The sequence below is a fragment of the Candidatus Methylomirabilota bacterium genome (genome assembly GCA_036005065.1).
Classification (GTDB): Bacteria; Methylomirabilota; Methylomirabilia; order Rokubacteriales; family DASRDR01; genus DASYQW01.
In genome coordinates, this window is the sequence record DASYQW010000074.1 from 1 (window position 1) to 11,946 (window position 11,946).

Annotated in this window: 9 protein-coding genes; 6 read left to right on the forward strand and 3 right to left on the reverse strand. The window is 71.4% G+C overall.

Annotated elements, in window-relative coordinates; translation table 11 throughout:
* Positions 1-585 (reverse strand): polysaccharide biosynthesis/export family protein (locus tag VGW35_05840; GenBank protein ID HEV8307170.1); only part of this gene is annotated, 585 nt, incomplete at its 3' end.
* Positions 586-987: 402 nt separating this feature from the next.
* On the opposite strand from VGW35_05840, the gene VGW35_05845 reads away from it, so the two are divergent.
* The 5 genes from VGW35_05845 to VGW35_05865 are packed head-to-tail and all read left to right on the forward strand — an operon-like array spanning position 988 to position 6,412.
* Positions 988-2,463 (forward strand): O-antigen ligase family protein, encoded by a 1,476-nt coding sequence (locus VGW35_05845; GenBank protein ID HEV8307171.1) that lies wholly within the window; start codon positions 988-990, stop codon positions 2,461-2,463.
* Between the two features lie 16 nt (positions 2,464-2,479).
* A complete protein-coding gene (locus tag VGW35_05850; protein HEV8307172.1) occupies positions 2,480-2,911 on the forward strand; it encodes a response regulator in 432 nt (143 codons plus the stop codon).
* Positions 2,899-4,374: a flippase gene (locus VGW35_05855; protein ID HEV8307173.1), complete on the forward strand. Its 1,476-nt coding sequence runs from the start codon at positions 2,899-2,901 to the stop codon at positions 4,372-4,374. Before VGW35_05850 ends, VGW35_05855 begins: the two co-directional genes overlap by 13 nt.
* Positions 4,374-5,513: a GNAT family N-acetyltransferase gene (locus VGW35_05860; protein HEV8307174.1), complete on the forward strand. Its 1,140-nt coding sequence runs from the start codon at positions 4,374-4,376 to the stop codon at positions 5,511-5,513. Before VGW35_05855 ends, VGW35_05860 begins: the two co-directional genes overlap by 1 nt.
* Positions 5,513-6,412: a polysaccharide deacetylase family protein gene (locus VGW35_05865; protein HEV8307175.1), complete on the forward strand. Its 900-nt coding sequence runs from the start codon at positions 5,513-5,515 to the stop codon at positions 6,410-6,412. The genes VGW35_05860 and VGW35_05865 overlap by 1 nt, the downstream gene beginning before the upstream one ends.
* 38 nt (positions 6,413-6,450) lie before the next feature.
* Here VGW35_05865 and VGW35_05870 read toward each other — a convergent pair whose 3' ends face one another.
* Positions 6,451-8,124: an O-antigen ligase family protein gene (locus VGW35_05870; GenBank protein HEV8307176.1), complete on the reverse strand. Its 1,674-nt coding sequence runs from the start codon at positions 8,122-8,124 to the stop codon at positions 6,451-6,453.
* 1,067 nt (positions 8,125-9,191) lie between these two features.
* Positions 9,192-9,902 (reverse strand): phosphatase PAP2 family protein, encoded by a 711-nt coding sequence (locus tag VGW35_05875; protein ID HEV8307177.1) that lies wholly within the window; start codon positions 9,900-9,902, stop codon positions 9,192-9,194.
* Positions 9,903-10,345: 443 nt separating this feature from the next.
* Between VGW35_05875 and VGW35_05880 the strand changes: the two genes are divergently transcribed.
* Entirely contained in the window at positions 10,346-11,908 is a 1,563-nt protein-coding gene (locus tag VGW35_05880; protein ID HEV8307178.1) for a flippase, read from the forward strand.
* Positions 11,909-11,946 lie beyond the last annotated feature (38 nt).

The window sequence follows — 11,946 nt, forward strand, 5'->3', positions numbered from 1 at the left end:
GGCGTTGGCCTCCGGCACGTACACCGCGTCCCCCGCCTCCACCACCACGTTCTGCCGCGGGTCTCCCGTCCGCATCAGCGTGTCCAGGTCCACCGCCACCGGCTGCGGCTCCCCCGCCCGCGGCCGGGCCCGCACCACGTAGGCCACCCGGTCCGCGTTCTCCCGGACACCCTTGGCCTCCGACAGGGCCCCCAGCACCGTCGTGTGGTTCGTCTTCAGCGCGAAGGCTCCCGGCTGCTGGACCGCCCCCATCACCGCGAACTGTCGGCCCTGGTACTCCGACACCGTCACGTTCACCTTGGGCTGCAGCAGGTACCCTCCCCGTAGCCCGGTCTCCAGGGTCTGCTCCACCTCCTTCACCGACCGGCCCCCGACCGCCACCTCTCCCAGGAAGGGGAAGGTGATCGTTCCCCCCTGGCTCACCCGCAGCGTGCGCGTCAGGTCCTCCTGCCCGTGCACCTGAACCGCGATCTGGTCGCCGGGTGCCAGCCGGTAGTCCCCCGCCGCCGCGGCCGGGGGCGGGGAGAGCGAGACCGCCGGCGGCGCCAGCGACCCCGGCGCCGGCCCGGCTCCCGCGCCCGGCACCGGCCCGGACCCCGCCCGCGGGGGCACCGGCCCAGGCCCGGCACTCCCCACTGCCGTCGCCGGCCCTGCAGGGCTGGCGGTCGGACTGGGTGTGCTGGCGCAGCCGGCGCCCGCGACCAGGGTTCCCACGAGAAGCCACACGGTTGTCTCGCGCATGACTAGCACCTCTCACGTCAGCGGATCAGCAAGGCGGGTGCCAGGGGGCCGGTCGGGTCCCCGATCCGCCAGCGCCGGACCCGCGCTTGCTTCCACCCCGGTGCCCGCCCTGAAGGGCCGGGGCCAGGCCCCAAAGTTGCCGGGCCAATGCAACAATTTCCGGGGCATAGAGCCGGGCTCACCGGGTCGGCTCGGGACGCGGTGATGCCCGCGGTGGCACGTCGCTTGCTCCCCCAGGGAGTAGTCATGCGTTCGGCAGGTTCACTCGTCCGCGTGCGGCCGGAGGAGCTTCTCCTGATCGGCCTCACCGGGGTGCTCGTGGTCGCGGGGCTCACCCTGGGCGGCGAGGGGCGTTTGGCGTACATCGCGCTGAGCATCCCCATCGTCGTCGGCCTCTCGTGGTGGCGCCCGCTCTACGGCTTCGCGGCCTTGCTCGGGTTGGTCCTGCTGGTCGAGGAGTTCGAGATCCTGACCATGGCCAGCGGCCAGCCCTTTCTCCTCGAGCTGGTCCCCCTCTACCGGAGCATCGAGGGCTTCACGTCGCTGCCGATCGCCCTCACGCCGCTGGAGCTGTGGCTCACCCTCCTGGGCGCCTTCTGGGTCGCGCAGCGGATCGCCCGGGACCGCCTCGAGTTCGCCCACGTTCCGTGCGTGGGCCCCTGGCTCGCGGCCGTCGGGACGCTGGCGGTGACGTTCGCCCTCGGGGTGGCGCGGGGCGGCGACCTCAGCGCCGCCATCGCCGAAGTCCGGGCGCCCGCCTACCTCCTGGCGCTGATCTGGTTCGTGCCCCAGCTCATCGAGTCCCGGCGCGACATCGAGCTCCTCGTCGGCGTGATGATCGTCGTCCTCGGGATCAAGGCCGTGCAGGGGCTCTACCGGTACGTGTTCCTTCTCCACATGCACCTCGACCTCCGCGACACGTTCATGGCGCACGAAGACCCGGTCATGTTCATCCCGATGCTCTTCCTGCTGTTCGCGGTGCTCCATTATGGCGGCGCGCCCGTCCTCCGGCGCGCCCTCCTGATCGCCACGCCGTTCATGTTCGTGGCCCTCGTCCTCACGCAGCGACGGACCGCCTACGTGACGGTGTCGATCTGCGCCGTCTTCTTCGCGATCGAGCTGGCGCCGGCCGCCCGCCGGGCGTTCGTCCGCTACGTGCTGCCCGTCGTCGTCGTCCTCGCCGCCTATGTCGTGGTCCTGGGCGGCTCCTCGTCTCCGCTGGCGCGGCCCATCAACCGCGCCCTCCAGCTCTTCGACCCCTACAACACCTCGAACCTCTACCGGGTCGTCGAGCTCGACAACCTGCGCTACACGGTGCTGGAGAAGCCGTGGGGAAGTGGATTCGGACATCCCTACCAGATGGTCCGGGGCCTGCCGGAGATCGACTTCCCGCTCGTGGAGTACATTCCGCACAACGAGATCATGTGGATCTGGGTGAAGGCGGGCACGCTGGGCTTCATCCTGGTCATGTTCTTCTTCGCCCGTCTGGTGGCAGAATCGACGTGGACGTACCGGCACCTCCGCGATCCCCTGTTCCGCGCGGTCGCCACCATCATCGGTCTGGCGATCGTGAACCAGCTGATCGTCTCCTACTACGACCTGCAGCTCACCTACGCGCGTCCCATGTTCTACCTCGGCACGCTGGCCGGGCTCCTGGGCCCCCTCCGGGAGCAGAGCGGACTCCTGCGGCGGCCGACCGGCGCGCGATGGCGCCTCTTCTGAGGGAAGGACCCGAACCGTGACGACCGAGCGCCGGCCGAAGATCCTCGTGGTGGACGACGATGCGGCGATCACCACGACCTTCCAGAACATCCTCGAGGGCGAGGGCTACGAGGTCACGACGGCCACGGACGGGATCCGGGCGATCGAGCTGGCCCGGCGGGAGGCCTTCGATCTGGTCATGCTCGACATGATCATGCCCCGCATGGACGGCCTGGTGACCCTCCGGGGCCTCCGCGAAGTCGCGCCGAGCGCCCGGGTGGTGATCCTGTCGGCCTTCATCGAGCGGGAGCGCGAGGCCGAGGCGCTCCGCCTGGGGGCGGAGGCGGTCCTGGCGAAGCCCCCCGAGCTCCAGAAGCTGCTGCGCTTTCTTCACGAGACGCTCCGAAGGGACGACCCATCCGGGAATTCCCCTTCTCCCCAAGCGTCCCGGGCCTCATGGACCCGCTGAAGAGCATCCTGCGCAACTCCTCGCTCCTGATCGGAGCCCAGGGGCTGTCGAGCCTCATCGGCATGGCGGTGGTCGTGCTGGTGCCGCGGTTTCTCGGCGCGGCCGAGTACGGGCGGCTGCACCTCGCCCTGTCCCTCGCCATGATGTACAGCGTCGCCGTCGAGTTCGGCCTGACGCCGGTCCTCGCCCGGGCGGTGGCTCAGGACCGCTCCGTCGCCCGCCCGTATCTGCGGGGCGCGCTCGTCCTCATGACGCTGCTCGGCGCCGGGTTCTACGTGGCGCTCCTCGCCACCGTCCGGCTGCTCGGCTACCCGGAGCGCGTCCACGAGCTGGTCGCCATCCTCGGGGTGGTGATGATCGGGGAGGCCCTCTCGCAGGTCCTGGCAGCCCTCTTCCAGGCTCACGAGCGCATGGTGATCCCCGCCATCGCGCGGATCACGGGCAACGTGTTCACGATCGGACTGGTGGCGCCGCTGCTGGTGGGCGGCCGGGGCGCCCTCGCGGTGGCGACGGTGATGGCCCTGGCCTCGGTCCTGCGCGTCGGCATCCAGGCGCTGGGCGTCCGACGCCTGGAGGGCCTTCGGACGGTCTCAGCCCCGGCGGCGACGACGCCGTGGGCCCTGCTGGCCGCCGGCCTTCCCTTCTTCGTGTGGGAGGCGCTGGGCATCTTCTACTTCCGAGTCGGGGTGGTGATGCTCAGCCGGATGTCGTCCGAGGCGACCGTCGGCTGGTATGGCGCGGCCTCCCGCCTGCTGGACGCCCTCAACTTCCTGCCGGAGATGCTCACGCTGGCGACGTTCCCCGTCGCCGCCCGGCTGTGGGTGACTTCGCCGACCGAGTTTCGACAGACCGTGCGCAAGGCCTTCTCCCTGCTGCTGGTGGCCACGGTGCCGGCCACGGTGGTCCTGCTCACGCTCGCCCACGAGATCGTGGAGTTCCTGTTCACTCTCCCCGCTTTCGGGCCATCGATCCCCATCCTGCGCATCCACGGCCTCACTCTGGCCCTGCTGTTCGTCGACTTCTTCCTGGGCGGGGTCCTCATGGCCGTCGGCCGGGAGCGGGCCTGGGTCATGATCGCGAGCGGGGCCTGCCTGCTGAACCCGGCGCTCAACTGGGTCCTCATCCCGCTGACCGACCAGCATTTCGGCAACGGTGGAATCGGCGCCGCCCTGGCGACGGTGGCCACCGAGGCGTTCGTGATGGTCTGGGCGCTGCGCGTGTTCCCGCGCGGCACGTTCGGGCGCGAGTCGTGGCGGGTCGCGCTCCGGGCCAGCGGGGCGGGCGTGCTCCTGGCGGTCTTCCTGCTCCTCGGCCGCCTCACCGGCGTGCCCTGGATGCTGGTCGGCGCGCTGGGCGGGCTCGGTTACCTGGGCCTGGTGATCTGGCTCGAGATCCTGCCCGAGGACATCACCCGCTTGGCCCGTGGCCTTCTGGCACGGCGCGCGGCCCCGGAGGTGGCGTAGTGGGTCGACTAGAGTGGTTCATCCTCGAGGACGACGCCGGGCTCCGCGCCCTCGAGCCCGAATGGCGGCAGCTCGCGCTCTCGATCGCCGAGCCGTCGATCTTCCATTCGCCGGAATGGATCCAGACATGGTGGGCTCACTTCGGCGCGGGCCGCCGGCTCCATCTGGCCGGCGCCCGGCGGGACGGCAGGCTGGTCGCGCTGGCGCCGCTCTGCACCAAGCGGGGCCGCGGCGGCATCCGGGTCCGCGAGTTCCTGGGATCCGAGGAGGCCGACCTGGCCGGCTTCCTGCTCGCCCCGGGCGAGGAGGCGCTGGCGCCGCTCCTCGCCCGGTTCGTGCTCGAGCAGCCGGGGTGGCATCTCACCGACCTGTGGTGCCTCGCCGCCGGGTCCGGGAGTGCGGAGGCGCTCGGAAGCGCGCTCCGGTCGGGCCGCGCGCGCCACGAGGTGAGCACGCTGACGATCAACCCCATTCTCGACCTGAGGCCGGACGACTGGGATGCCGGCGCCAGCCGCTCGATGCTCAAGGACCTGGCGCGCCAGCGTCGCGTGCTCGGCCGCCAGGGCAAGCTCGCCCTGGTCTTCCCGAACGACCTCGACGAGGTCGAGGCGGCCCTGGCCGAGCTCCGCGCGCTCCACGGGGCGCGCTGGAGCGGACAAGGCGAGCTGAGCCGCCTCCAGCTTCCCGATTACTGGGAGTGGGTGCGCGCGATCGCGCGCGAGGCCTGGCGGCAGGGCTGGCTCTACCTGCCCCGCCTCGTCCTGGGATCCCAGCTGATCGCGGTGGGACTCTACTTCCTCTACGAGCGCCGGCTCTTCTACTGGATGGGCGGGCACGATCCGGCCTTCGCCCGCCACTCGCCCAACCTCCTGGTGACCCTCGCCGTCGTCGAGGACCTGCGGGTCACCCGGGCCGCCGACGTCCTCGACTTCGGGCGCGGCGACGAGTGGTACAAGCTGCGCTGGACGCAGGCATCGGTCACGCTCCAGCGGGTGATGGCGTGGCGCGGCGTGCGCGGGTCGGCGGCGCACGTCTGGCGCGGCCGGATCCGGCCCTGGGCATGGGCGCATCCCGAGTGGAGCCGGCCCGTCCGGCGTTTCCGGCGGGCGGTCCGCCGCCTCGCGGCGAGGGCGCGCTGATGTCGAGATTCGTCTTCGACGACATCCTGGTCGATCCGCGGCGCCAGGCGTCCGGAGGGCGCACGGCGAGTCCGCACGGGGCGCGCCGGAACGGAAGCAGCCCGCCGGCACCGCCCGGCCCGCGCGACCGCCTCGAGCTCTTCCGGCGGTCGCTCGGCGAATGGCGCCTCGCCCACCAGCAGGCGCCGATCCTGACGTATCACCGGCTCACGGACCGGACCGGCACGCATCCCTGCAGCATCCGCGTGGCGCGCTTCCGGGGGCACCTCGCGCTGCTCCGCAGGCTCGGCTACCGCGCGGTGTCGCCCGTCGTCCTGGCCGACGCCCTCCGGCGCGGCGCCCCGGTGCCAGCCCGCACGGTGGCCATCACCTTCGACGACGGCTACGTGGACACCCTCGCCGTGGCGCTCCCGCTGCTCCAGGAGTTCGGCTTCACCGCCACCTGCTACGTCGTCGTCGGCGCCGTCGGCCAGTCCTCACACTGGGCCGACCCCGCGCCGCTGATGGACTGGGAGGGGATCCGGGCGTGGCTCGGGGCCGGCATGGACATCGGGTCCCACTCGATGAGCCATCCCGACCTCACGACGCTCACGGACTTCGGACTTCGCGCCGAGGTGACCCGGTCCCGGGTGTGGCTCGAGGACCGGCTCGGGGTGGCGGTGCGTTCGTTCGCCTACCCGTTCAACCGGCTGAATCGCCGCGCCCTGGATGCGGTGGCGGAGGCGGGCTACACGGCGGGCTGTGCGGGCGCCGAGCTCCACGGTTCGCCCCACGCGCTGTCGCGCATGGACGTGGCCCACGAGTCGTGGCTCTGGTTCAGCTTGCAGCTCTGGCGAGCCTACCCCGCCCTGCGCGGGGCCTACCGCGCCGCGTTCCCGCGCTCCGCTCCGGCCGCCTAGGTCATTTCGAGGGGGTCTCGGAAGACCCCCTCGAAGAACTACGGGTGCTCGCCTTCGAGCCTCAGGACCGGTGCGGGCCCGCAGCATCCCACCGGCTCCTCCTGGGCCGGGAGCGCCGCCAGCGGCCGGGCCAGACGGTGAGCCGGATCGCCCACCGAGCCGTCCGTCCACAGCCTCACGACCACCACGTCACGCGCCAGCCCCCCCAGGCGCTGGAGCGGCGTGAGGAGTCCCCCGAGCGTCCCCAGGTAGATCATGCTTCGCGAATACGTCAGCTGGAGGTCGAAGTACGAGACGACGAGCTGATTGATGACCGCCAGCCCGACGATTCCCGCCAGCGCCCGCAGGAGCGGGTCGCGGAGATGCCGGTACGTCCACACGGACTCGGCGACCATGCGGGCGAAGAAGAACATGATGACGATGAACCCGAGCGTGCCGGTCTTGACCCAGACCCAGAGAATCTCGTTGTGGGGGATGTATTCCGCGAGCGAGAAGTCGATGCGGGGCAAGCGGTAGAACATTTCATAGCGGTGCCCGAACGCGATTCCCCAGGGATGCTGTGTGATCGTGTAGTGAAGGTTTTCGTTCTCCAGGATCCGGTACAGGTTCGACGAGTTGAAGGAGTCGAACAGGGTGAGCCCGCGCTCGATGGGGCGAGCCAGCGGCGACGAGGAGCCGGCGAACAGCAGGACGTAGATCCCCACGGCGCCCACCGCAGCCGCCACATGGCAGGCGTACTTGCGGAGAGCCGCGCGAGGAATCAGGAAGCTGAAAAAGACGCTGCAGAGCGGGAGCGTGACGTACGTCGTCCGACGCTGCGTGAGGGCGAGGACGAGGAACATGGCGGGTGCCACGAGCAGGAGCATCCGCCAGAGTGCGCTCCGCGCGCGATGGTACGTGAGGAGGAGGAACAGAAAGACGAGCGGGACGAACATGACGGGCTCTTCGTGGGCCATGAAGGTTTCATTAGGCCCGAGCCGCATATGGACGACGGCGAAGTAGCGATAGAGGCCTTCGGCGGCTTTCGCGCCCAGACCGAGGACCAGGGCCCACGCGATCACCAGAAGGTCCCGCCGCCGCTCGACCAGCTGGGGGACGAGCCAGAGAAGCCCCAGGAGGTAGGCGAGCGCGCGGATCTCCCACAGCGCGACCTTGATATCCCCACCCCGCTCGATGCCAGCCGCGAACGCGGCCACGATGACGACCACGGCCGCGGCCCAGGCCGCTCCACACGGGACGGGCGCCAGACGCCATCGCCGGCGCGCCGCCGCCTGCACCGCCCAGGTCGCCGTGACGAAGACCAGCCACAGCTCGAGGGCGTTCGCGAACAGAGGGCCCAGGTTCCGGTAGAGCGGGAGTAACCGCAGAAGGGGCGGATTTCCCCCGGCGAACCGTCCCTGGGGGATGGTCAGGATCTCGAACTCCTCGGTCACCAGCACGAGACCGAGGAGGAGCGCGAACCCATAGGCCGGCCGCCACCAGGTGAGGGCGACCACGGCCGGGAGCACGACGACGGCGTAGGCGACGGGCGTACCCGCCCCCAGCGTGAGCCCGGCGATCAGCACGAGAGCCGTCAGCCCGATCAGCAGGCATTCTGGAGGACTCAGGCGTGCGCGGCGGAGAGCGAGCCGAAGACGCCCCATGATCTTCGCCGCCGGCGGCGGCGACCACGAGCCCCGCCCGCGGCCGACTCGCCAGAATCGGCTCGCCACGGTCCGAGCATCGTGACGCCGCGGGGGCCGCGGCCCCCCGGATCGCGTGTCGGTGAGGACACCGCGGCGTCCGGGAAGGCGACGAAGAGCCCCGCTGCTCCACCGGGCGCCGGCCCTCGCCGCTCGGCCGGCCGCCCTCCGCCCGGTCAGCCAAGTCTCGGGAGCGCCGAGGCGTGCGCGGCGGAGAGCGAGCCGAAGCCGTCCGATGATCGTGGCCGCCCGCGGCGGCAACCACGAGCCCCGCCCGCGGCCGACCCGCCAGAATCGGCTCACGCCAATCCGTGCATCACGAAGAACGCCGCTGCCCCACCGGGCGGCGGCGATCCCCACTCGGCCGACGGCCGCGCGCGCGATCGGCCAACCCTCCGAACGACCGAGGCGTGCGCGGTGGAGGGCGCGCCGCCGAAAGCGCTCGATGACCTCCGCCAGCCGCGGCGGATACCGGAGGTACGCGGGCGCCCACAGCCGCACGGCACGCCCGGTGACCCGGAGCTGCTCGATGACGTCCGCCCGCCGCGGCGCGGACCGCAGCCACTCGGAAGCCCGACGCCCCACGGCGCGCCCGGTGGCCCCGAGGCGCGCGATGACCATCGCCAACTGCGGTGGCCACCGCAGGTACGCGGGAGCCCGCAGCCATGCGGCGCGCCCGACGGCCCCGAGCCGCGCGCTGACGTCCGCTGGACGCGGCGCAGACCGCAGCCACTCGGAAGCCCGACGCCACGCGGCGCGCCCGGCCGCCCCGAGGCGCGCGATGACGTCCGTCAGCCGCGGCAGATCCCGCAGCCACGCCGCGGCCCGCAGCCGCACGGCACGCCCGGCGAATCTGAGCCGCGCGCTGACGTCCGCCGGACGCGGCGCGCCCCGTAGCCACCCGGAAGCCCGAAGCCGCGCGGCGCGCCCCGCCGCCTCGACAGGCGCGATGACGTCCGTCAGCCGCGCCAGATCCCGCAGCCACGCCGCAGCACGAAATCGCGCGGCACGCCCGGTGACCCGGAGCTGCTCGATGACTTCCGCCAGCGGCGGCGGACACCGCGGGGGCCGAAGGCCGCCGACCCGCCAGAATCGGCTCACCACGGACCGAGCATCGCGACGACGCGGACCCCGCGGCTCCCCAGATCGCGTATCAGCATGAACAACGTGGCGTACTGGAAGGCAACGAAGAACAAGGCCGCCGCGACCGGCCCCGGCCATCGCCGCTCGGCCGTCTCGAGAGCCGCGAACAGCCTCCCGACCGGCTCCGAGGCCCAGCGGACCGCCCCGATCGCCACGACCCCGAGAAGGGCGCCGGCTATGAGGTCGATCGGGTAGTGCAGCGCGAGGTATGACCGGATGACGGAGATGAGGACGAACCAGGCCCAGCCGATTGCGCCGATGCGGGCGTCGATCCGCCAGACGGCGTAGGCGAGGGGCAAGATGAAGGCGACGTGGTCACTCGGGAAGGAGTGGTACGAAAGGTCCATCAGCCGCTGGAACTCCGACGGGAAGAGCCCCTGGAGAACCGGATCCCAGATCGGCCGGGTGCTGGCAAACCCGTTCTGGATCAGTCGACAGACAAGCACGGCGATCGCGGCGGCGAGACCGCCGGCGAAGATCTCGCGCCGGACCGCGGCCCGCGCCGCCGCGCCGTACCAGAACCCCATGAGAACGAGAACGTAGGGTGTGGCCTCGAAGAGATCGTTGTTGGCTAGCGTCTCCGCCGTTCGATCCAGGATCGGCCACCGACCGGCGAACGAAGCCAGCCACGCGAGGAACGACAGCTCGAACTCGAAATGCTGCATGGGCCCCGACCCTCGCCGCAAGGCCGGGGCAAGCGGTCAAGGCCGACGACGAGCGGAACCCCGGCCGACCACCGTCCCATCCAGTGCGATTCCGTCGTCAGCGGACCCGTCGGGTCCGCCACCCGGCGCAGTGCAAAGCGAGTACCGGCCGAACGGGCAGGGGGCGCCGCAACCGGGAAGTTGATGTGATCCCGGCGCGACCACGGCATCCCGGACGACGCGATCAGGAGCTCGCCGCGCGTGCTTCAGCGGCGCTCGGCGGCGAAGAGCGTCTCGCCCCAATTTCCCCCTCCCCCACCGGGGGAGAGGGTCGGGTGAGGGGGAAACCAATGTCGCCGATGACCCTGACCACGTCGCGCCATGTGCCGATCAGGGCGGGGTTTCCACGGCACGAAAGATGCCTCGGTATCGGCCTTGCACTTCACCGGCTCCCCGAGGCCCTCGTGAACGAAGTATTCCTCGCGCGGCTTGCTTCACTCGCAGGTCGCTGGTCTGTTCTCGACCGAACCGCCGAGACCCTGGACCCCCTGAAGAGCATCCTGCGCAACTCCTCGCTCCTCATCGGGGCCCAGGTCCTGTCGAGCCTCATCGGCATGGCTCTCGTCGTCCTGCTCCCGCGCTTCCTGGGTGCAGAGGAGTTCGGGCGGCTGCACCTCGCGCTGTCGCTCGCCATGATGTTCGCCGTGGCCGCCGAGTTCGGAATCACGCCGGTCGTGGCCCGAGCCGTAGCCCAGGAGCACGGCCTGGCTCGCGCCTACTTTCGCCGGGCCGCGATCGTGATCGCGCTGGTCTGTGTCGTGTGTTACGTGGCTCTCCTCGGCGTGGCCCGGCTGCTCGCCTATCCGGAGCACGTCCGGGAGCTGGTCACCATCCTCGGAGTGGTGATGGCGGGCGAGGCGATCGCCCAGGTGTTGGGGGCCTTCTTCCAGGCCCACGAACGCATGCTGACCCCGGCCCTGGCCCGCATCGCGGGGAACGTCTTCACGCTCGGGCTGGCGGCGCCGGTACTCCTGAACGGCCAGGGCGCCCTGGCGGTGGCCTCAGTCATGGCCCTGGCGTCGCTGCTGCGGGTCGGCATCCAGGCGGTGGGCGTCCGGCGGCTCCCGGGCTTCCGCGCTCCCAGCGCCGCGGGAACCGTCACCTCGCGCGCGCTCCTCGCCGCGGGCCTGCCGTTCCTGGTCTGGGAGGCGCTGGGGGTCTTTTACTTCCGGGTCGATGTCGTGATGCTCGGATGGATGACCACCACGGCCACCGTCGGCTGGTACGGGGCGGCCACCCGCCTCGTCGACGGCCTCAACTTCGTGCCGCAGATGCTGAGGACGGCGACGTTCCCGGTCGCCGCCCGACTGTGGGTCACCTCGCCGGCGGAGTTCCAGGGGACGGTGCGGAAGGCGTTCCAGCTCCTCCTCGTCGTGACGGTGCCGCTCGCCGTCGTGCTGGGCACGATGGCTCAGGAGATCGTCGGGTTCCTCTTCACGCTGGAGGCCTTCGGGCCGTCGGTCCCCATCCTGCGCATTCACGCGGCCACGCTGGCGCTCGTGTTCGTCGACTTCTTCCTGAGCGGGGTCGTCATGGCTGTCGGCCGGGAGCGGGCCTGGGTCATGATCGCGAGCGGGGCCTGCCTGCTCAACCCGGCGCTCAACTGGGTCCTCATCCCGCTGACCGACCAGCATTTCGGTAACGGCGGGATCGGCGCCGCGGTCGCCACCGTGGTCACCGAGGCGTTCGTGCTGTTCTGGGCCCTGCGCGTGTTGCCGCGTGGCACGCTGGGGCCCGAGTCGTGGCAGGTCGCGCTCCGGGCGAGCGGGGCGGGCCTGTTCCTGGCGGTCTTCCTGCTCCTCGGCCGCCTGACCGGCGTGCCCTGGATGCTGGTCGGGGCGCTGGGCGGGCTCGGCTACCTGGGCCTGGCGATCTGGCTCGAGATCCTGCCCGAGGACATCACCCGCCTGGCCCGCGGTCTCCTGGCGCGGCGCCCGTCCCCCGAGGTGGCGCAGTGGGCCGACTAGGTCTTTTCGGGGGGGTCTCGGAAGACCCCCCCGATGCC